Raw genomic sequence first — 22,105 nt, 5'->3', positions numbered from 1 at the left:
ATATGACCCTTAATTATACAATTAATCGATTTTATTAATCGATAATGATATAATATTGTAGAGATAAATGTGGGGTGTATGAGATGAAAATTAAAAACTTTAAAAGAATCTATGTCGACATCGTGATATCATGTTTGATCATTGCTGTTGTCGCAACTTTTTTTGCTTTTAAATCTCAAACAATTTCACAAGAACAGGTTCTAAATACGTTATCAGAAATTTCTAGTCAAAGTGTAAATGTGATTGATAAAGAGATTCAAAAAAATGTTGCAGTTTTAGCAAATTTATCAATTTATATTAGCCAAGAGGATGCTTTTGATCCCGTCAAAATTATTAACAAAATAAAAAAAGTGAATGAAATTAATAATTTTAAACGAATTGGAATAATTGATGAGAGAGGACAGTCCTATACGACAGATGATAATAATATTTTATTAAATGAACAGCAAATGACCCGTTTTAATAAAGCGATGAATGGTGAAGTATCAATTACTGATACATTGCCGGATTTGATTGATGGTGAAGAAGTTAGTGTTTATACGTTACCCATAACCTTTGATAATGATCAACATTGTGTACTTTTTGGAGCTTATGCATCACGGTATTATAAAGAGACTTTATCGGTTTCTACATTTGATGGTTTAGGATATAGTTTTATTATTAAGGAAAATGGTGATAAAATTGTAGATTCTTCTAACAAGACAAGCATTAAATTTTCTAACTTTTTTGATGATATTGGGGCAATTTCAAAAGAAAATAAAGAAAAGCTGGAAAATTTAAAACATAATATTAAAAATGAAAAAAGTGGATTTTTAGAGTATGATCGGACAGATGAAGCTAGATATTTGTATTACCAAAAGCTTGATGTTAATGATTGGTATTTGTTGAGTGTTATTCCTGCTTCGGTGGTTGATAATAATATTAATGGAATGCTTTTTTTAGGTTATATGATGCTAGGCTGCTGTTTATTAGGAATTTTATATTTAATTACTCGAATTGTATTGATGTATCGTAATAATCAAAAACGTTTAGAAGAAGTGGCACTAGTTGATGAGGTAACGGGATGCGGTTCATATACACGCTTTAGACTGGCTGGTGGTGATATTTTAAAATCTACCAAATCTAAATATACAATGGTTTATTTCAATATTTTGAAGTTTCAGTATATTAATGATTTATATGGCTATGATGAGGGTAATCTTATTTTAGTGAAAATAGCTAAAATTTTAAATAATTTGTTGCAGGAAAAAGAGTTTTGTGCACGAATTCAAGCTGATCACTTTGTTGCTTTATTACAATATGACTCTGTTACACAGTTGAAAAAGCGGGCAGAGTATATGATTAAAAATATGGAAAATGCAATTAACAGTAATGATGAAGCAGCTTATCGAATTAAAATGATTGTTGGGATTTATTTAATTGAAAATTATAATGATCGAATTGAATCAATGGTTGATCGAGCCGCAACTGTGATTCGTGATGAAAATCGCCATGAACTAGAGAATTGTAATTTTTACAATGATAACATTCGTCAAAGAATGTATAAAAATAAAGAGTTGGAAGACTTGTTTGAGGAAGCCTTGCATAATCATGAATTTGAAGTTTATTTTCAGCCAAAATATAGTACAAAGAAAAAAAGACTTTATGGAGCTGAGGCGCTGGTTAGGTGGAAAAGCAGTAAACTAGGATCGATAAGTCCTGGAGAATTTATACCGGTTTTAGAACGCAGCAGTAATATTATTGAATTGGATGAGTATGTTTTTGTAATTACGTGTAAGCAGATTCGTAAATGGCTTGATGATGGTCTTGAGGTTGCTCCTATAGCGGTAAATGTTTCGCAATTACATTTATATCGTCAAGATTTTGTTGAAAGTTATCTAAAAGTAATTGATGCTTATCAGATACCCTATAATTTAATTGAATTAGAGATGACGGAAACAAGTTTGTTTGATAATCGTGATATTTTAAAAGATATTCTCAATAAATTTAGGAAATTAAAGATTACAGTATCTATGGATGATTTTGGTTCAGGTTATTCTTCAATCATGATGCTCGAATCAATGCCAATCGATTGTTTAAAAATTGATAAAACAATGATTGATGATTTGGAGGTCAATTCAAAGGCTAAAGAAATTTTGAAATCGATTATTAGTTTAGCTCAATCTTTAGGGCTAGTCGTTGTAGCTGAAGGTGTAGAACAGGCTGGACAGTATGAGGAATTAATTAGAATGAAGGTAGATTATATTCAGGGATATTATTGTGCTCGACCGCTGCCATTAGATGAGTATGAGAAAATTTTAAAATTAAAAAAGTAAAAAGATTCAATTATTTTAACGTAATTTTTTGAATTTTTTTAGAAATTTCTAAGTTATGATTATTGAAACTTAAAAAGTCTTAATAATCATAAAATCTCATTGATTTTTAGCTGGAAAAAGCATAAGATAGTTCGTGAATATAGAAAAATGGATTTAAAGATGGGAGAGGGTGATAGCATGAAAAATCGAATTATATCAGTTGTTTTAAGCTTCTTTGTCATAGTAAATATAATTTTAATTGCTTGTGCCTTCAATGTTACCCCCCTAACGATCAAAAGAGATACATTTGTTTATGAATATGGTAGTGAAATATCGACTAAGCCGCAAGATTATATTAATGCTAATGAGGCAATTTTATCACAAGTTATTTTGAATTTTTCGAATTTAAAAAATGAAATTGGTGAATATAAAGTATCTGCTACATATTTAGGTGTTGAATATCCTTTTTATATAAAGATAGTTGATACAACTAAACCAGTTGTAACATTAAAAGCATCTACGTTTAATGTTCATTTAAATACTGAAGTATATGCAATTGATTTAATTGAAAAGGTTGAGGATAATTCAGATATAGCTGCATATTTTATTGATGAAAATGGTGAGAAGTCAACACATAAAGTGTTCACTGAAAAAGGTTCTTATGTTGAAAGGATAATTGTTGAAGATCAGGCAGGAAATCAATCTGCCAGTTTACGAGTTAAAATAGTAGCTGGACAAAATGGTAATAATCCTACTCTTACAGGAATTGATGATATTGAGGTATTAAAAAATAGTAAATTTAATCCTCTTGATGGAGTGAAAGCTACTGATGGTAGTGGGAATGATATTACTAAGAATATAAAAATTTTAAAAAATAATGTTAATACAGATAAAGTTGGTGATTATGAAGTAATTTATTCAATTACAAATGATAAAGGACATAATCTCCAAAGAACAAGACGCGTTAGTGTCATTAAAACAGAAAAGGCAGGAGAATAGATGATAACCAATGCTATTATTATCATATCGATTATAATCTTTATTTTAATTAATTTTATTGATAAGAGTAATTATGATAAAACCTCTTTAGCGATTAAATACGGGGCTTTTTATATGCCGCGAATTGAAGTAAAAAAAGAATATTGGCGTTTTATTACCGCTAATTTCGTTCATATCGATATTATGCATATTTTTATGAATGTATATTGTATTTATAATCTTGGCCATTTTTTTGAATACTTATTAGGAACGGGCGCATATTTATATCTAATCTTCATAAGCTGTCTTGCTACTAGCGGAGCTTGTTATTATCATGGAAAAAAATATGCTTATGCATATAATACTGTGACTTTAGGAGCTAGTGGGATTTTTTATGGTTATTTAGGTGCAATGATTGCTTTAGGAATACTTGTAGGCGGTTATTTTGATTATATGTTGCAACAATATATATATGTGATTTTAATTAATGTAGCTTTTACATTTTTCAATCGTCAGGTATCAAAGGCGGGACATTTTGGAGGTCTGGCAGGTGGCTTTTTAGCAACTGCAATGTTGATTGGTTGTGGTGTATGGCACTTTTAGTTGATGGTGATGCTTGTCCTGATTTACCAACAATTAGAGATTTAGCTTGGAAATATCAGGTTGAAATGACGGTTTTTGTTGATTATGCTCATTTTATACAGGATGATTATTTTAGAACTATTCTATGTGAAGTGGGAAGTGACAGTGTTGATCTAGTTTTATTGAAACAGGTTCAAGCAAATGATCTTGTTATTACTCAGGACTATGGTCTAGCAAGTTTAGTGTTATCAAAAGGGGCTAAAGTTTTGCATATTTCAGGAAAAGTAATTGATGATAATAATATTGAAGAATTATTAATGAGTCGTTATGTATCAGCTAAACAACGAAAAAGTGGTAAGCGGACACGTGGACCAGCTAAAAGAACTGATGAAGTAAGAAATCAGTTTTTAAAACAATTAGATAAAATATTGATACAGGCATGAATTATTCTGATGATTTGTGCCTTTTTATTTTAATGTTCATCAATTTAATGTATAATTAATATGATAATATTGTGATGTAAAAAGGGGTGGTTTGATGAAAACACTAAAAACAATTTTAGTATTGTTAATTATGTCAATGCTGATCAATATCATCCCAATTAAAGCAGCCTCCCGAACTGTTAAAGTTGCTTATCCAATTCAATCTGGATTAACAGAGATAGATGAAGATGGATTATATTCCGGCTATACTTATGAATATTTAAAAGAAATCTCTCGATTTACGAATTGGAACTTAGAATTTGTACGCTTAGAAGGCACAGTAAATGAGCAGCTGTCAAGCGCTATGGAAAAGGTCAAAACAGGCGAGATTGATTTAATGGGTGGGATGCTCTATATTGATACCTTAATCAATGATTATGATTATTCGGCAACCAATTATGGCATGGGAAATATGGCTATCTATGTTAATTCTAATAATGCTGAAATCAATGATACTAGTATATATTCTCTTAAGAATTTAAATGTTGGAGTTGTTTCAACTAAAAAGGAAACTAATGTTAATTTAAAAGATTTTGGAGATATTAATGGAATTAATATTAATCAAATATTTTTTGATAATACCCCAGATTTATTAACATCATTAGAGAGAAATGAAATAGATGCTATGGTATTATCAGATTTATCAATTGAAGAAGGTAATTATCGGGTCGTAGCACGTTTTTCGCCTCGTCCATTTTATTTTGTAATGACAAAAGGAAATCAAGAACTGATGTCAGAGCTAAATGAAGCGATGACACAGTTAAATAAAGAACAGCCTAATTATATGAGCAATCTTCATGAACGTTACTTTTCTTTAGCGAACCGTAATTTCATTCTTACCGAAGCTGAGAAAGGTTTTGTTGCAAATAATTCAAAAATTGATGTTCTTATATTGGGTGGGAAAGCCCCAATCCAGTATTATGATGAAAAAAAAGGCAAGGTTGTAGGAATTACCGTTGATGTGCTTAATTATATTGGAAAACTGAGCGGTTTGAAGTTTAATTATATTTATGCCAATGATATTGATGAATATAATAAGCAGATTGAGACGAAGAAACCAATGATTATTGGTGGGGTGTATAATAGCAATCCAGAAAAATATATTACGACGAAAGCTTATTTAGATTCAGCGATGACGCTAGTAACTAATAAAAATATTAATGCTAATGAGCTAGACGGTAAACAGGCAGCAATGATTTATGATTCTGAAGTTGATAGTGCCGCAGTTGGAGATAGTAGTAACAAAGTTAATTATTATGGAACTCAGTTAGAATGTATCAAAGCGGTAGAAAACGGCACAGCTGACTATACGTATATAAATAATCATGTTGCCTTGTTTTATAATAGTAATTATGATTTCAAGAATATTAATATTATTCCTCAAGGGAATTTAAGAAATCAAGGCAGTTATTTTGCAATTAATACAGGTGTTGCGGATGAGCTTTTAGATATTACCAATAAAGGAATTGATGTCGTATCTTACAGTAAGATTGAAGAAATTATATTTACTAATGCCAGTACCAGTGAAAATGATGTTACTTTCTTTGACTATGTTGAAAATAATCAACTTCAAGTAGCTACTTTTACGCTTATGGCAGTTGCCATTATTGTGCTGTTTTTCTTGATTTGGCGTAATTATATAAATAAACGTAATAATGAAAAGATTTTAAGTGAGTATAAGCGTTATCAACAAATTAGTGAATTTTCTCATGATTGCTTTGTTGAATATAATATTGCAACTGATACCCTTGTTTTAATGGGAGGTGGAGCCAAACTGCTTTCAAAGGAAACGATTATTAAAGATTTTTTAAAGAGACCAATTTCTAATAAAGATACTTTAGAAATGAGTCTACGTAATTTGACGGAATGTGAGAGTGAGGAGTTTGTTAAATTTATTGATGGGAAAAAACGTTGGTTAAAGATTAATTTGCGTCCGATTTTTGATTTGAATAATAAACCGACACATATTATTGGAAAGGTTATTGATATCCATTCTGAAAAAGAAGAACAGTTATTATGGCGGGAGCTGGCTCAAAAAGATAGTTTAACAAAAATTTATAATTCTGCAGCTTGTCGTGAAAAGGCAGAAGAGTTTTTACAAAATAATACAGCAGCCCAAGTTGCTTTGATAATTATTGATATTGATAACTTTAAATATATTAATGATACTTATGGACATTTATGTGGTGATATTGTCCTTCAAAAAATAGCTCAGGCATTATTGGAAGTGAGCCATCCTTTAGATATCTTTGGACGGGTTGGTGGAGATGAATTTTTAACATTAATAAAATATCCTAAGAGTATTGAAAAAGTAGCTGAGTATTGTCAAAATATGATTAAATCAACTTCAAAAGTAGAATACCAGGGGACCCATATTATTACAAGTATTAGTGTTGGTGCCGTAGTTTCGAGTGTTTCGTTGTCTTATGATGAATTATATAGATTGGCAGATGATGCTCTTTATCGTGTGAAAAACAATGGTCGCAATAATTATTGTATTATTGATTATGATAAAGAAAATACCAGTTCGTAAAAGAACTGGTATTTTTATTTACCGCTGTCACCATAGTTTTTTAAAACTCGAGCACTGGGATCATCAACATTACAGTTTTCCCAATCTTTATTTGGCATCCAAAAGTCTTTGACCCATTTTGCTTGCCCCGGATAAAACGATTCAAAAATATCACGGTATAAGAGAGATTCTTTAGTAAAAGGTGTTGCAAAAGCATATTTTTCTTTAGCTTTAATAACATCTTCATCAGTATATAAAGTAGCTGCATATTCTTTTAAATAATCAACCATTGAATGACCAACAGCGTCTGAAAATGCGGCCTTTTCCCTAAATAAAATTTCATCAGGTAAATAATCCTGATTTTCAAAAGCATGTCTTAATAAATATTTTCCTTTATTATAGATATTCATTTTCTTAGCTGGATCAATACTCATTGAATAATCAACAAAATCAATATCTGCAAATGGAACCCGTCCCTCTAAAGCGTGAGCAGAGATACAACGATCAGCTCTTAGAACATCATACATATATAATTCTTTAATTCGCTTTTGTGCTTCTTTTTGAAATTGTGATGGATCTGGTGCAAAATCAGTATATTTGTAGCCAAATAACTCATCGCTTACTTCACCGGTTAGAATAACTTTTAAATCAGTTTTTTCATGAATATATTTACATAATAAATACATTGCCATACTGGCTCTGATCGTTGTGATATCATAAGTTTCTAAATGAAAAATAACATCTCTTAAATTTTCTAATAGATCTTCCTTGGTCATAATTACTTCTGTATGATCAGTTCCTAAGTAATCAGCAACTTGTTTAGCATACTTTAAATCAATAGGATCAGTATCCATACCGATTGCAAAGGTTTTGATTGGTTGATCATTTAAACGTGCGGCAATCGCACAAACCAAGGATGAATCTAAACCACCGCTTAATAAATATCCGATTGGAGCATCGCTTTGCAATCTTTTTTCCACTGCTTTTTCTAATTTGAGGCGTAAATTTATTGCAATTGTTTCTAAATCATCGTTATTGATCGTTTTAGGATTACTTAAATCATTATAACAAATAAATTTGCCATCTTCATAATAATGCCCTGGTGGAAATGGCATTATTTCTTGGCATAAAGGAAATAATCCTTTTGCTTCTGAAGCAAAGCAGATCTTACCGTCTTCTTTATGATATCCATAGAACATAGGGCGAATTCCCATTGGATCACGTGCAGCTAAAATTTTATCCTTTTTGGCATCATAGATTACCATTGCAAATTCGGCATCTAAAAATTTACATAATATCTCTATCCCGTATTTGTGATATAGCGGAATCAGTACTTCACAGTCACTTCCTGACTTAAAAGTATAGTCCGTTTCTAACATAGCTTTTAAGCTATGATAGTTATAAACTTCACCATTGCAGACAAGAACACAATCCTTATAGACAAAAGGCTGATTACCTTTTGATGACAAATCCATAATTGAAAGACGGTTAAATCCCCAGGTTATACCGTTGTTAATGCTTACATGTTGATGATCAGGACCACGATAAGCAGCCTGATTTAATGCATCATTGAATACTTGTAATTCTAATTCACTACTTCCTACTACTAAAAAACCGCACATAATTTGTTTCCCCCTTAAAATTATTGTTGCGAGAATATAAAAACTCGCCTAAAGAAGCGAGTACCGTATAACTAGAAAAGGAATTTATAGTTACATGGTACGGAAAATACTTCATAGAGTACTCGATACCCGCCAATAGTAACGTTACTGGTAACGTTCTAGCCTACTTGCATAATGCTTTCGGTAGACAGCTCTTAGGTGTTCTTCATAAACTACTTCACTATCAGGCTTGCACCGTTCCCTGATTCGCTAAAGCTTCTGTAGATTACTACTCTCCTCGTCATTGCTTTTAATTACTTTATAGTAATTGAAAATAGTATATATTATTTTTTTATTAAATGCAATAAAAAAGCTTCAATACGATAGAAAAAATTGCAAAATAATAAAAAACCATCATCAGATGGTTTTACAAACATCAATCCATTCTGCTTTAATATAGCTAGAAAGTTCATCAATCGTTAATTCAATAGCACTGTTAGAATTGCCGCAGGCAGGAAAAACTGTTTGAAATCGCTTAAGTGATTCATCAAGATAGATAGTAACATCAGGATTAACGCCAAAAGGGCATACTCCCCCAATATCATGACCGATGATTGGCAATACTTCATCGCGTGCGAGCATTTTTGCTTTGGTTTTAAAGGTTTCTTTGTATTTGCGATTATCGATTTTAACATCACCAGCAGTAACAATCAAAATCGCGCGTTCGTTGATTTTAAAAGATAATGTCTTAGCAATACGTTCAGGCGCACAGTTTAAAGCTTTAGCAGCAAGTTCAACAGTAGCACTAGAAACATCGAATTCGATAATATCTTGTTCCCGGTTGAATTGTTTCAAATAATTTTTAGCTTGTTGTAGTGACATGATGCAACCTCCTTATAAATTAAAGCAATTCTACCATAATTATTAATATTTTCAAGCAAAAATATTGAGATGATAATAAGACTAATTTATTATTGATTTGAGACTAAAATAGGTTATTTTAGGGTTATAATACTAGTATCAAATATTATCTTTAAATATATTTGACAAAATAACTATCTTTTAATAAACTTTGATTATATTGAGAGGTAGAAAAATGACGTATAAATTAATTGCATTAGATTTAGATGGTACTTTGAAGAGTACTGATAAACAAATCTTACCAAAGACAAAAGCCATCTTGCAGGAGCTGGCAAAAAGAGGTGTAGTGATTGTTTTGGCTTCAGGTCGTCCAACTGCTGGATTGTATGCAGAAGCTAATGAGCTGGAATTAGATAAAACAGGTGGCTATTTACTATCATTTAATGGTGCTAAGGTTGTTGATTATAAAACAAAAGAAATCATATATCAAAAAGTGTACGATGCTAAAACGGCACATCAGGTTTATGAGCGAGCGAAACAGTATAATTTGGCGGTAATGACTTATACTGATGAATTGATTCTTACAGAAGATGAAACCGATGAGTATGTTTGTATTGAAGGCGATATTAATCATATGCCAATCAAACATATTGATAATTTTAAAGATGCAGTGAATTTTTCTGTAAATAAAGTCTTATTAACGGCAAAGCCTGAATATGCTGAGACAATACTTGATGAGTTTAAGGCACCATATGGTGATTCTTTAAGTATTTATCGTTCAGCACCATTTTTCATTGAAGTGATGGCGCAAGGAATTGATAAAGCGGCTTCATTGCAGGCTTTAATTGAGCGTTTAGGAATTAAACGAGATGAAGTAATTAGCTTTGGTGATGGTTATAATGATTTGAGTATGATTGAGTTTGCAAAATTCGGTGTAGCAATGGCCAATGCAGTTGATGAAGTAAAAAAGAGAGCGGCTTATATCACTTTATCAAATGATGAAGAAGGAATTTATGAGTGCTTAAAGATGTTAAGTGAAAAGGGTGAAATTTAATGTTACCAAATGATATTAATATGCTAGTGAGTTTTTTAAATACTAAATTACGTGATGATGATATGTCATTGGCACAAATATTAGAAATTAATGATGCTAATGAAATTGAAATCATGGAATTATTGGATGTGAATGGATATTATTTTGATGAAAAAATTAACCAAATAAAAATTAAATAAGGCAGATCAATATGATTTGTCTTTTTTTATGATTATATTTTTAATCATCTGATATTATTAAAGACAATCTTTTACTTTTTAATGATAAATGCTATAATGTAATTTAATTAAGGGGGACATGTCAAATGTTGAAGTTAGAAGATTTTAAAGCCGCAAAGCAAAGAGTTGATGAAGTAATTTTAGAGACACATTTAATTCATAGCGATGCTTTTTCAGCTGAATGTGGTAATGATGTTTATATCAAACCAGAAAATTTACAAAAAACTGGTGCTTTCAAGATTAGAGGTGCCTATAATAAGATCGTGAAATTAGATGATGAAGCTAAAAAGCATGGATTAATTGCATCTTCAGCGGGAAATCATGCTCAAGGGGTTGCTTATGCAGCTAATAAACTAGGAGTTAAGGCAACTATTGTAATGCCTAGTCATACACCATTGATCAAGGTTGAGGCAACAAAGGCCCATGGTGCTGATGTGGTTTTAGCTGGCGAGGTTTATGATGATGCTTACGCTAAGGCAGTTGAACTACAAGAAAGTGAAGGGTATACTTTTGTCCATCCGTTTGATGATGAAGATGTTATGGAAGGACAAGGGACGATCGCATTGGAGATTCTTGAAGAATTACCAGATGCTGATATGATTTTAGTACCAATTGGTGGCGGTGGCTTAATTTCGGGGATTGCTGCAGCTGCTAAATTAATTAAACCCGATATTCAAATCATTGGGGTTGAACCTGAAGGAGCGGCAAGTGCTTCTGCAGCTATTCAAGAGGATCAGGTAGTTTTATTGAATGAGGTTAATACGATTGCCGATGGTACAGCTGTGCAACAAATTGGCTCTAAAACGTTTAAATATATTAAAGAATATGTTGATGATATTGTTTTGGTCAATGACTATGAATTGATGGAAGCATTCTTGTTATTAGTTGAAAAACATAAGCTGGTAGCTGAAGGTTCTGGGATTTTAGCTTTAGCAGGATTAAAGAAGCTAAAAACTAAAGGGAAGAAAGTTGTATCATTGATCAGTGGTGGAAATATTGATGTGTTAACTATTTCGTCTATGATTAATAAAGGACTTATTTCAAGAGGACGAATTTTTACTTTCTCTGTTCAATTACCTGATAAACCAGGGCAGTTGGAATTAGTATCGAAGGTTTTAAATCAATGTAATGCCAATGTAATTGGTGTTGACCATAATCAGTTTAAAAATTTTGCTCGTTTTTCTGAAGTAGAATTAAGAGTAACAGTTGAGACTAATGGTAATGCGCACATTCAAATGATTATTGATGAGTTTAATAAACTTGGGTATACAATTACTAAAATAAATTAATATTTTTACATAAGGGTAGGCAGCAGCTTATCCTTTTTATCATATTTATTTTTATAATATGAAAATTAGAAATATTGAAGGGATTAGGCTTTTATAATGAAGATATATGATTTATTTATATGAATAAAAGGAGAGTGATTTAATAATGGAGAAATGGTGGCAAAAGGAAGTAGTTTATCAGATTTATCCTAAAAGCTTTAAAGATAGCAATGGTGATGGAATTGGTGATTTACAAGGAATTATTGAGAAATTAGATTATTTTAGTGATTTAGGGGTAACGAGCCTATGGTTATGTCCAATTTATGCTTCACCAATGGATGATAATGGTTATGATATTAGTGATTATTATGCAATTAATCCTATGTTTGGAACAATGGAAGATTTGGATGAGTTAATTAAAAAAGGAAAAGCACGAGGAATTAAGATAATTATGGATTTAGTTGTAAATCACACCTCTGATGAACACCCATGGTTTAAAGCAGCAATCGCTGATCCGACGAGTAAGTATCGGAATTATTATATATTTAAACATGGAAAAGATGGTCGTGCGCCAACTAATTGGCGGAGTATTTTCGGTGGCTCAGTATGGCAAAAAGTTACTGAAGATGAATATTATTTTCATGCTTTTTCAAAAAAGCAACCATGCTTAAATTGGGAAAACCCTGTATTACGGCAAGAAATTTATCAAATGATCAACTGGTGGTTAGATAAAGGAATTGCAGGATTTAGGGTGGATGCCATTAATTTTATTAAAAAGGATCAACGTTATCAAGATGGTGAGCCTGATGGTGAAGATGGATTAGTGTCTTGTATCCCTTTTGCGCGTAATCAGCCAGGAATTGAAGTTTTCTTTAAGGAATTAAAGGAGAATACGTTTGCTAAACATGACTGTATGACAATTTCTGAGGCTTATGGGGTATCATATGATAAATTAGGTATCTATATTGGTGAAAATGGATGTTTTGACAGTATGTTCGACTTTAATTACTCTAATTTTGATATTGGAGATAATGAGGAATGGTTTATTCGTAAAGACTGGACTGTAAAACAATTTAGAGATTTACTATTTACTTCACAAGTCGAAGTAAATAAAGTAGGCTGGGTAGGAACTTTCCTAGAAAATCATGATCAGCCGCGTTCTTTAGATAAGTTGATTGTAAATAAAGCAGATCATGGTTATTATAGTGCTACAATGATTGCTTCAATGTATTTCTTTTTAAGAGGGGTTCCCTATATTTATCAAGGAGAAGAATTAGGAATGGCAAATTGTGTTCGGCGATCTATTGATGATTTTGATGATATTAGTTCACATGGCCAATATCAAAGAATGCTTGAAGAAGGATTTAGTGAAAGTGAGGCATTGGCTCTAGTTAATAAACGCAGTCGTGATAATTCTAGAACTCCAATGCCGTTTGATGACAGTCAATATGCTGGGTTTTCTGATGTTGAACCGTGGTTAGCGTTAAATGAAAGTTATCCAGTTATAAATGTTAAGGCACAGTTTAATGATCCGGATTCAGTTTATAGTTTTTATAAGAAAATGATCTATTTAAGACAACAAAGTGTTTATAGTAATACTTTAACTTTTGGAAGCTTTATTCCCGATGAATGTGAAAATGATAATTTGATTGTCTACCAGAGAAGTTATCAAGGACAACTTATTGTCAATGTATGTAATTTTTCGAATCAAGAGCAGCCATTTATTTGTGCTAAAGAGCTTATTTTAAATAATTATAAAGAATATGATGGTAAAGTATTGAAACCATATCAAACGATTATGTATCTTGAAGAAAATAAATAAAATATGATAAAAGAGATTTCATTCAATGAGATCTCTTTTTTGTTGGAGGGAAATGTGAGATATTATTGTCGTTCTCCTTGTCAGAGTGTCATTATATTAGTGATATAAATCAACAAAGGAGCAGAAAGATGAAAAGAAAATTAAATCAATATATTCGAAAGTCACTGTTAGTTGCAGTGACTTTTATTTTGGTGTTTTGTAATGCTGTAACTTATGTCAATGGACAGCAATATCAAATTAGTGCAGGTGAGAAAATTAAATATCCTAGCTGGTTTGACAGTAGTGGAACCTGGTCAACACGAATGTATACTGTAGATGGAAAAATAGCATATTGTTTAGAAGCAAGCAAACATTCACCAGGTAATGGAACTGTAGGAGAAGGAAGTTATGTAGATAATGAAAATCTTCAAAAAGTACTTTATTATGGCTATGGGGGTCCTGCTGATACACTATCAACAGATGGTGTAACTAGTGTTGAAATGGCATATCTGTTAACTCATATTGCCGCAAGCTATTATTATGCTGGAGATCTTCATGGTGTTGACTTGGAAAAACTACGTGGCTGGGGCTGGGCAGAATGGATCGAAGCAATCCCTAATCGTCCTGCAATTCCTAAAGGAGAGATTGGATTTTCAAAAAATAGTTTGAAAATGTATCAAAAAGATGGTAGGCAGCGGAGTGAAGAAATTACGGTAATTGGTGATGCTGATGCTACTTTAACGATGGTTTTAGACAAAGACATGGAATTACATAATTTAACGACAAATCAAACAGTTACTGGGACGGTACAATTAAGTAGTGGTCAAAAATTCTATTTATCGTCTCCATTAACCAAACGAGACAATTATAACTGGTCGAGTGGTTCTTTGATGGGAACAACGAATAGTTATTATCGACCTTTAGTTTTAACGATTGACGATGAAACCCAAACGATTGGAACAATGGTTTTAGGGAATGGAGAAACCAAACCAACTAGTTTGCAAGTAGAATATTTACCAGTGGGGAGTTTGAAATTAATCAAAACAAATGAGGATAAACAGATGCTAGATGGGGCGGTATTTAATTTGAAGGGGAAAAATAATGATTATAATCAAGATCATGTGGTTAAAAATGGCGTATTACAAATAGATAATTTATTAGTTGGAGATTATATTTTAACGGAAATTAAGACACCAGCCGATCATGATAGTCTTAATAAGGAATACACTGTTACGATTAAAAGTAATGAAGTGACTACAAAAACAATTGTCAATGAATTGATACCAGTCGGTAAATTAATAATCAATAAGAAACTAGAAGGACATTTAGATGATTTATCTGGAATTGAATTTAAGATAACTGCTAAGGAGGACATTAAAGATATAATTACAGGGACAGTTCTTTATCGAGCTGGTATGCCAATTGGTCAAAATCAAGGAATTTATATTACAGATCAAAATGGACAAATTATTATTGATAAGTTACCGATGGGAAGTTATCTTATTAGTGAGGTAAAGACTTTACCGGGATATGTATTTGATGATACTGTTTATGAAGTAGCTTTTAATAAAGAAGATAGGGTTACCAAAGAATACCAGTATACTTTAAATGTAGAAAATAAATTAACACAAACAACAATTTCTAAAATTGACGCTCTAACTAAGCAATTATTACCAGGAGCAACATTAGAACTATATTTAAAGGATGGAGAATCATTGAGTTTGATTGAACAATGGGTATCAACTGATGATGCACATTTAATCAAGGGGCTGTTAGTTGATTGTGAATATGTTTTAAAAGAGGTCAAGGCTCCAGCCGGTTATACACTTGCGCCAGAACTTACGTTTAAAGTTGAAAACAGTGAGAGTATAAAAGAAATAGTATTTGAAAATCAGCATATTCCTGTGGTACCAACTGGTGATATAAGCAATTATAGTGGTTATGCTGGAATTGCATTAATAAGCTTTATATTCTTTTTAATTTTTACAAAACAGAAACGTAGAATATTATAAATATGACGAAAGCCCCAGTTAATGGGGCTTTTAATTAAGCTATTAAAATGAAATTATTACCAATATTTATTGATAGTCATATTTAAATCAACGTTACCATTGATTCCTCTAATTTGACCAGTTTCACTATATTGTAAAATATGATATTCTTCTTCTAATACTGGAGTATCATTATAACGTGCTTTCCATTTAATGTAAGAATCTAGTTTTTTATCAGTTAATTTAGTTGTCCACCAGTGATGATTAGCATAGATTCCTTTTTTATTTTGATTTTGAATGTTATCTAAAAAAGTTGTAGCTACGATTGTTAATTGATCATTTGTTAAAGCCCCTTGAAAAGTTTCGTCTTCTAAATCAATAAAAACCCCAAGTTCGGGAACTCTTCCATCTAGTAAATGATTAACATACTCAGCCTCTTTTTTTGCTTGAGCAGCTTCAGTGGCTAAAGAATAATAATATACACCGTAAGGAATATTTAAATTTTGACATTGCTTGATATTTTGTTCAAAAAGCGGATCAACTTTGGTTTTGGTACCATCAGTTAGAGAAGTATAGCCGCAACGGATAATCACAAAATCAATTTCTTGACGAGCTAACTGCAAATTCACATTATTATTCCATTTAGAAATATCAATGCCAATATATTGGCCGTCTTTAGCTAATCGATCATTATGATTAAAGACTAATATACCAGTAACAATTAAACTAAATGATAAAGCAGATACGATGATTTTGATTAGATTATGTTGCTTTTTAAATCGCTTAAATAAAAATGGCAGTAAACAAAATATCATAATTAGTAAAATAACGATACTATGGGTCAGATACTTTGGTAAATATTGTTTATAATATAATGAACATGAAAAAAGAAGGGTACCAGCAATAAAAAGAAAAATAATATTTTTTTGACTAAAAATTTTATTTTTAGTTTTCTTTTTCATGATATCACCTCGACAACTAATTCTAACATAATTAAAAATAGTTGTCGATTGATGCTTATTGATGATTTTGTTTTTCAAGTTCTTCAAGAATTTGATCTAATTTATTATGAAGATCCTGAATAATGATTTCAGTTTTCAAATTTACTTTATAATCATTTTCGTTTCTTTGACGATCTTTTTGCTCTTGACGATTTTGCGACATCATAATAATAGGTGCTTGAATCGCAGCAATACATGACAAAATCAGATTTAAAAGAATAAAGGGATAAGGATCGAGGCTATCTTTAGCAAGGATATTATAAATCATCCAGGAAATTAGTAATATAATAAAAATAATGATAAAAGTCCAACTACCACCAAGATGAGCAATTTTATCAGCAATTTTTTGTCCTAGTGTTTCATCCTTACCATCAGGTAAAGCAACTGTTTTTTCAAGAACAAGATGAATTATTTCTTCATCCTGCATATCATCACGAACATTTTCAATGATTTCATTTATTATTTTAGTGTGTGTTAAATTTTTCATTAAAACCATCCTTTTATATAGTATTTACAGCTTGTTTTGTTTTAAACGCAATAACTAGATTTTAAATAAAAATATGGATTTTGAAGAAGGTTTCTTACAATGATAACTAATTATAAATTTGTTGAATAGTGTCATTTAGTTTTGTATACTAATATGGATAAAGTTATGAAGGAGTGATTATGATGTTTAAAGTATTTGGTGAACGCATTGTTAAGACTATTACTGATCATTTTCAATTCTTTTATATTTCTATTTTTTATAATTAACATATCATTTACTTGATATGTTTTTTTGTGAAATTAATCAAGATTATACGGAGGAACAAAAATGCCAAAAAGAGAAGATATTAATACAGTATTAGTAATTGGTTCAGGTCCAATTATTATTGGTCAAGCTTGTGAATTTGATTATTCAGGAACTCAAGCGTGTAAAGCTTTAAGAGGGTTAGGTTATAAGATCGTGTTAGTGAACTCAAATCCTGCAACGATCATGACAGATCCGGAAACTGCTGATGTTACTTATATTGAACCATTAAATGTAGAACGATTAACACAGATCATTGAAAAAGAAAGACCAGATGCGTTACTTCCTAACTTAGGTGGGCAATCAGCATTAAACTTATGTTCTGAATTAAATGAGGCTGGTGTTTTAGAAAAATATAACGTTCAAGTATTAGGAGTTCAAGTTGATGCGATTGAACGTGGTGAAGACCGTTTAGAATTTAAAAAAGAAATGGATAAATTAGGCATTGAAATGGCTCGTAGTGAGGTTTCAACAACTGTTGAAGAAGCCTTAGCAATTGCTGAACGGTTAGGTTATCCAGTAGTTGTGCGCCCTGCTTATACTATGGGTGGTGCCGGTGGTGGACTGGTATATAACGTTGAAGAATTAAAAACAGTTGTATCTCGGGGGTTACAAGCTAGTTTAGTTGGTCAATGTTTAATCGAAGAATCTATTTTAGGTTGGGAAGAATTAGAAGTTGAAGTTGTTCGTGATGCTAACAACAACATGATCACAGTATGTTTCATTGAAAATATTGATCCATTAGGAGTTCATACTGGAGATTCATTCTGTAGCGCTCCAATGTTAACAATTAGCCAAGAAGTGCAAGATCGTTTAAAAGACCAAGCATTTAGAATTGTTGAATCAATTGGTGTAATTGGAGGGACAAATGTTCAATTTGCTCATGATCCAGAAACTGATCGAATCGTTGTTATTGAAATTAATCCAAGAACATCTCGTTCATCAGCTTTAGCATCAAAAGCAACAGGATTCCCAATTGCTTTAGTTTCAGCAATGTTAGCGGCTGGTTTGACTATGGAAGATATTCCTTGTGGTAAATATGGAACTTTAGATAAATATGTACCTGATGGTGATTATGTTGTAATCAAGTTTGCACGTTGGGCATTTGAAAAATTCAAAGGGGCTGAAGATAAACTTGGTACTCAAATGAAAGCTGTTGGGGAAGTTATGAGTATCGGCAAAACTTATAAAGAAGCTTTCCAAAAAGCAATTCGTTCATTGGAAATTGGACGTTATGGCTTAGGGTATGCTAAAAACTTCAATAAGTTATCTAAAGAAGAATTATTACATATGTTAACTGTTCCAACTAGCGAAAGACAATTCATTATGTATGAAGCGTTAAGAAAGGGAGCAACAGTTGAAGAATTATTTGAACTAACACAAATCAAACATTATTTCATTGAACAAATGAAAGAATTAGTTGAAGAAGAAGAAAATATAAAATCATACGAAGGTAAAGAATTACCGGCTGAAGTACTAAAACAAGCAAAACAAGATGGATTCTCAGATAAATATTTAAGTCAAATTTTGAATGTTGAGGAAAATGTAATTAGAGAAGAAAGATTAGCTAATAATATTAATCAAGCATGGGAACCAGTACACGTAAGTGGAACAAAGGATAGTGCTTATTATTATTCAACATATAATGCTGAAGATAATAGCGACATTCATCACGATAAAAAGAAAATTATGATTTTAGGTGGTGGACCTAATCGTATTGGACAAGGAATTGAATTTGACTATTGCTGTGTTCATGCTGCTTTAGCATTAAAGAAATTAGGATTTGAAACAATTATTGTTAACTGTAACCCTGAAACTGTATCAACTGACTATGATACATCTGATAAATTATACTTTGAACCACTAACATTAGAAGATGTTTTAAGTATTCATGAAAAAGAAAAACCAGTAGGTGTAATTGCACAATTTGGTGGACAGACACCACTTAACTTAGCTGCTCAATTAAAGAAAAATGGTGTGAATATTTTAGGAACAACACCAGAAACTATTGATATGGCAGAAGATCGTGACTTATTTAATGCAATGATGGAAAAATTAGAAATTCCAATGCCTGAATCTGGAATGGCAGTAAATGTTGAAGAAGCATTAGAAATTGCTAAAAGAATCGGCTATCCATTAATGGTAAGACCTTCTTATGTTTTAGGTGGTCGTGGAATGGAAGTTGTTTATGATGATGAAAGTCTTGAACAATATATGAAAGCAGCTGTTGGGGTAACTCCTGATCGCCCAATCTTAATCGACCGCTTCTTAAATAATGCTATGGAATGTGAAGCTGATGCAATCAGTGACGGTGAAACTGTTTTTGTTCCTGCGGTTATGGAACATATCGAATTAGCTGGTATCCACTCAGGTGATTCAGCATGTATCTTACCCTCTAAACATATTCCTATCCGTCATTTAGAAACAATTAAAGAATATACAAAGAAAATTGCTAAAGAAATGAATGTTCGTGGTTTAATGAATATGCAATATGCAATTGCTGATGATAAAGTATATGTATTAGAAGCCAATCCAAGAGCTTCAAGAACAGTACCACTAGTTTCAAAGGTATGTAATATTAATATGGTAAAAATTGCGACAGATATTGTTACTCGTGAATTGACTGGGCGTCCTTCACCAGTACCAACTTTAACAGAAAAGAAAATTCCTCATATTGGAGTTAAACAAGCAGTTTTCCCATTCAATATGTTCCCGGAAGTAGATCCTGTTTTAGGACCTGAAATGCGTTCAACTGGAGAGGTATTAGGAATTGCCAGTTCATATGGAGCAGCTTTATATAAAGCTGAAGAAGGGGCGAAAACAATTTTACCAACTGAAGGAAAAGTTTTGATCAGTGTTAGTGACTTAGACAAACCAGAAGTTGTTGAGCTTGCACAAGGATATTATGATGCTGGATTTACTATTGTAGCAACAGGGAATACTTATAACTTGATCAAAGAAAGTGGTATTCCAGTAGAAAAAATCAAAAAAATTCATGAAGGTCGTCCAAATATTAGTGATGCTTTAACTAATGGTGAATTAGCAATGATCATTAATACACCTCATGGTAAACAAAGTGCTCATGATGATAGTTATATTCGTAAAGCTGCAATTAAAATGAGAATTCCATATATGACTAATATTGCTGCTGCTAAAGCATCATTAGAAGGAATTATGGAAATGAAAATTCATGGTAGTCATGAAGTTAAATCTTTACAAGAGTATCATTTAGCAATTAAATAAAATTTAAATTTAAGCTATTCCCACCAAAGTAGATAAATGAGATAATTTCACTAAATCTATGGAGGTGGGATTTTATTGTGTTTGTATCAATGATTTTTTATTATTAGGCTTGAAAATATTAATCTATATCAATAAATTTGACTCGTGATAATAAAAAAGTATAAAAATATCTTGAATATTCAAATGATTTCTACTATACTATACAAGAATAAGAAAGGAATGAGGCATATGTTGGTGTTTTTTAAAGAATTAGTAAGTGAAAAATTTGATATTATGAACTCATTTTTATATTTTTATTGTTATTAAACATATCAGTTATATTGATATGTTTTTTTATAGTAATTAAGGAGGATGAATGATGAAAGCATACTTAATTTTAGAAGATGGCAGTGTATTTGAAGGAACAAGTATTGGTGCAGTTAAAGAAGTAGTTAGTGAGTTTGTATTTAATACTTCGATGACAGGATATTTAGAAGTGTTAACAGATCCTTCTTATGCTGGTCAGTCAGTCGTAATGACTTATCCATTAATTGGGAATTATGGGGTTTGTTTAGAAGACCAAGAGTCAAGTAAACCACATGTAGAGGGATTTATTGTAAATGAACTAGCTAGATTGGGAAGTAATTTTAGAAAAAATATTGATTTAGAGGAATACCTAATCCAACATGATATTCCTGGGATTCAAGGAATTGATACTCGAAATCTAACGAAAATTATTCGTAATATTGGATGTATGAATGGAATGATAACAACAACTAAATATGAAAATCTTGATGAAGTAATGAAACGGATTCATGCTTTCAAAGTAACTGGAGTTGTGGAACAAACTACATGTAAAGAGTCTTATACAATTGGTACTGGAGATAAAAGAGTTGCTTTATTAGATTATGGAGCAAAAGCTAACATTGCTAAAAGTTTAGTGAAACGTGGATGTCAAGTTACAGTCTATCCTGCCAGTACGCCAGCGTCAGTTATTCTAAAAGAAAAGTATGATGGAATCATGCTTTCAAATGGTCCTGGAGATCCTGAGGAAAATGTTCAAATTATTGAAGAAATCAAGCTGCTTGCAAGTAGTCAAACACCGATTTTTGCGATTTGTTTAGGACATCAGTTAATGGCTTTAGCCCATGGTTTCAAAACTGAAAAGATGAAGTATGGCCATCATGGTGCTAATCATCCGGTTAAAGATTTAGAAACTGGTCGAGTATATATTTCTACTCAGAATCATAATTTTGTGATTAAAGAAGATTCAATTGATTCAGCAGTAGCAAAACCATGGTTTATCAATGTAAATGATAAGACAATCGAAGGTGTTACTTATCTTAAGGAAAATATTAAAACAGTACAATTTCACCCTGAAGCATGTGCTGGTCCATTGGATACTGATGCTTTATTTGAAGAATTTATAAAGATGATGGAGGGAAAATAG

Annotated in this window: 16 protein-coding genes; 12 read left to right on the top strand and 4 right to left on the bottom strand. The window is 31.6% G+C overall.

Features of this window, described 5'->3' with window-relative positions:
• Positions 1-83 precede the first annotated feature (83 nt).
• The 5 genes from KTF99_RS04150 to KTF99_RS04130 all read left to right on the top strand — a co-directional run bounded on the left by KTF99_RS04150 (position 84) and on the right by KTF99_RS04130 (position 6,869).
• Positions 84-2,315 carry a bifunctional diguanylate cyclase/phosphodiesterase gene (locus KTF99_RS04150; protein WP_003537035.1) on the top strand — a complete coding sequence of 744 codons (2,232 nt, stop codon included), beginning with the start codon at positions 84-86 and terminating at the stop codon, positions 2,313-2,315.
• A gap of 177 nt (positions 2,316-2,492) precedes the next feature.
• On the top strand, positions 2,493-3,293 hold the full coding sequence (locus KTF99_RS04145) for an immunoglobulin-like domain-containing protein (protein ID WP_224209033.1): 801 nt from the start codon (positions 2,493-2,495) through the stop codon (positions 3,291-3,293).
• Positions 3,294-3,875 carry a rhomboid family intramembrane serine protease gene (locus tag KTF99_RS04140; protein ID WP_003537037.1) on the top strand — a complete coding sequence of 194 codons (582 nt, stop codon included), beginning with the start codon at positions 3,294-3,296 and terminating at the stop codon, positions 3,873-3,875.
• Complete coding sequence (locus KTF99_RS04135; protein ID WP_029481202.1) at positions 3,863-4,297, top strand: YaiI/YqxD family protein; 435 nt, start codon at positions 3,863-3,865, stop codon at positions 4,295-4,297. The genes KTF99_RS04140 and KTF99_RS04135 overlap by 13 nt, the downstream gene beginning before the upstream one ends.
• A 94-nt stretch (positions 4,298-4,391) precedes the next feature.
• Positions 4,392-6,869, top strand: a complete 2,478-nt coding sequence (locus KTF99_RS04130) for a transporter substrate-binding domain-containing diguanylate cyclase (RefSeq protein WP_217215462.1) — start codon at positions 4,392-4,394, stop codon at positions 6,867-6,869.
• Positions 6,870-6,883: 14 nt separating this feature from the next.
• Here the strand turns inward: KTF99_RS04130 and asnB are convergent, their stop codons facing one another.
• Complete coding sequence (asnB, locus tag KTF99_RS04125; protein WP_009300694.1) at positions 6,884-8,470, bottom strand: asparagine synthase B; 1,587 nt, start codon at positions 8,468-8,470, stop codon at positions 6,884-6,886.
• Positions 8,471-8,866: 396 nt separating this feature from the next.
• On the bottom strand, positions 8,867-9,331 hold the full coding sequence (locus KTF99_RS04120) for a YbaK/EbsC family protein (RefSeq protein WP_003537045.1): 465 nt from the start codon (positions 9,329-9,331) through the stop codon (positions 8,867-8,869).
• Between the two features lie 214 nt (positions 9,332-9,545).
• Between KTF99_RS04120 and KTF99_RS04115 the strand changes: the two genes are divergently transcribed.
• From KTF99_RS04115 to KTF99_RS04095, 5 genes are all read left to right on the top strand, one after another.
• The gene (locus KTF99_RS04115) at positions 9,546-10,364 is read left to right on the top strand and encodes a Cof-type HAD-IIB family hydrolase (protein ID WP_003537047.1); all 819 of its coding nucleotides are present in this window, start codon (positions 9,546-9,548) and stop codon (positions 10,362-10,364) included.
• Positions 10,364-10,543, top strand: coding sequence for a DUF4250 domain-containing protein (locus KTF99_RS04110; protein ID WP_003537049.1), 180 nt, complete (start codon positions 10,364-10,366; stop codon positions 10,541-10,543). Before KTF99_RS04115 ends, KTF99_RS04110 begins: the two co-directional genes overlap by 1 nt.
• 125 nt (positions 10,544-10,668) lie before the next feature.
• Entirely contained in the window at positions 10,669-11,871 is a 1,203-nt protein-coding gene (gene ilvA, locus KTF99_RS04105; RefSeq protein ID WP_009009308.1) for a threonine ammonia-lyase, read from the top strand.
• A gap of 145 nt (positions 11,872-12,016) precedes the next feature.
• Positions 12,017-13,672, top strand: a complete 1,656-nt coding sequence (locus KTF99_RS04100) for an alpha-glucosidase (RefSeq protein ID WP_034559266.1) — start codon at positions 12,017-12,019, stop codon at positions 13,670-13,672.
• A 128-nt stretch (positions 13,673-13,800) separates the two neighbouring features.
• The gene (locus KTF99_RS04095) at positions 13,801-15,663 is read left to right on the top strand and encodes a thioester domain-containing protein (protein ID WP_008793048.1); all 1,863 of its coding nucleotides are present in this window, start codon (positions 13,801-13,803) and stop codon (positions 15,661-15,663) included.
• 56 nt (positions 15,664-15,719) lie between these two features.
• Here KTF99_RS04095 and KTF99_RS04090 read toward each other — a convergent pair whose 3' ends face one another.
• The gene (locus tag KTF99_RS04090) at positions 15,720-16,604 is read right to left on the bottom strand and encodes a GH25 family lysozyme (RefSeq protein WP_008793047.1); all 885 of its coding nucleotides are present in this window, start codon (positions 16,602-16,604) and stop codon (positions 15,720-15,722) included.
• Between the two features lie 55 nt (positions 16,605-16,659).
• On the bottom strand, positions 16,660-17,130 hold the full coding sequence (locus KTF99_RS04085; protein WP_008793046.1) for a DUF1003 domain-containing protein: 471 nt from the start codon (positions 17,128-17,130) through the stop codon (positions 16,660-16,662).
• Positions 17,131-17,457: 327 nt separating this feature from the next.
• Here KTF99_RS04085 and carB point away from each other — a divergent pair, with 327 nt between their 5' ends.
• Together carB and KTF99_RS04075 are read left to right on the top strand one after the other, a co-directional pair.
• The gene (carB, locus tag KTF99_RS04080; protein ID WP_003537059.1) at positions 17,458-20,676 is read left to right on the top strand and encodes a carbamoyl-phosphate synthase large subunit; all 3,219 of its coding nucleotides are present in this window, start codon (positions 17,458-17,460) and stop codon (positions 20,674-20,676) included.
• Positions 20,677-21,034: 358 nt separating this feature from the next.
• Positions 21,035-22,105: a carbamoyl phosphate synthase small subunit gene (locus KTF99_RS04075; RefSeq protein WP_009300698.1), complete on the top strand. Its 1,071-nt coding sequence runs from the start codon at positions 21,035-21,037 to the stop codon at positions 22,103-22,105.

It is taken from the genome of Erysipelatoclostridium sp. MSK.7.34, from assembly GCF_019041935.1.
GTDB classification, from domain to species: domain Bacteria; phylum Bacillota_I; class Bacilli_A; order Erysipelotrichales; family Coprobacillaceae; genus Thomasclavelia; species Thomasclavelia ramosa.
Note: the sequence above shows the minus strand (reverse complement) of the source record. Positions and strands in the feature narration are given on the sequence as shown.

Bases quoted from the DNA above. Each gene is read 5' to 3' on its own strand.
- KTF99_RS04150 (WP_003537035.1), top strand. From the start codon at position 84: ATGAAAATTAAAAACTTTAAAAGAATCTATGTCGACATCGTGATATCA.
- KTF99_RS04145 (WP_224209033.1), top strand. From the start codon at position 2,493: ATGAAAAATCGAATTATATCAGTTGTTTTAAGCTTCTTTGTCATAGTA.
- KTF99_RS04140 (WP_003537037.1), top strand. From the start codon at position 3,294: ATGATAACCAATGCTATTATTATCATATCGATTATAATCTTTATTTTA.
- KTF99_RS04135 (WP_029481202.1), top strand. From the start codon at position 3,863: ATGGCACTTTTAGTTGATGGTGATGCTTGTCCTGATTTACCAACAATT.
- KTF99_RS04130 (WP_217215462.1), top strand. From the start codon at position 4,392: ATGAAAACACTAAAAACAATTTTAGTATTGTTAATTATGTCAATGCTG.
- asnB (WP_009300694.1), bottom strand. From the start codon at position 8,470: ATGTGCGGTTTTTTAGTAGTAGGAAGTAGTGAATTAGAATTACAAGTA.
- KTF99_RS04120 (WP_003537045.1), bottom strand. From the start codon at position 9,331: ATGTCACTACAACAAGCTAAAAATTATTTGAAACAATTCAACCGGGAA.
- KTF99_RS04115 (WP_003537047.1), top strand. From the start codon at position 9,546: ATGACGTATAAATTAATTGCATTAGATTTAGATGGTACTTTGAAGAGT.
- KTF99_RS04110 (WP_003537049.1), top strand. From the start codon at position 10,364: ATGTTACCAAATGATATTAATATGCTAGTGAGTTTTTTAAATACTAAA.
- ilvA (WP_009009308.1), top strand. From the start codon at position 10,669: ATGTTGAAGTTAGAAGATTTTAAAGCCGCAAAGCAAAGAGTTGATGAA.
- KTF99_RS04100 (WP_034559266.1), top strand. From the start codon at position 12,017: ATGGAGAAATGGTGGCAAAAGGAAGTAGTTTATCAGATTTATCCTAAA.
- KTF99_RS04095 (WP_008793048.1), top strand. From the start codon at position 13,801: ATGAAAAGAAAATTAAATCAATATATTCGAAAGTCACTGTTAGTTGCA.
- KTF99_RS04090 (WP_008793047.1), bottom strand. From the start codon at position 16,604: ATGAAAAAGAAAACTAAAAATAAAATTTTTAGTCAAAAAAATATTATT.
- KTF99_RS04085 (WP_008793046.1), bottom strand. From the start codon at position 17,130: ATGAAAAATTTAACACACACTAAAATAATAAATGAAATCATTGAAAAT.
- carB (WP_003537059.1), top strand. From the start codon at position 17,458: ATGCCAAAAAGAGAAGATATTAATACAGTATTAGTAATTGGTTCAGGT.
- KTF99_RS04075 (WP_009300698.1), top strand. From the start codon at position 21,035: ATGAAAGCATACTTAATTTTAGAAGATGGCAGTGTATTTGAAGGAACA.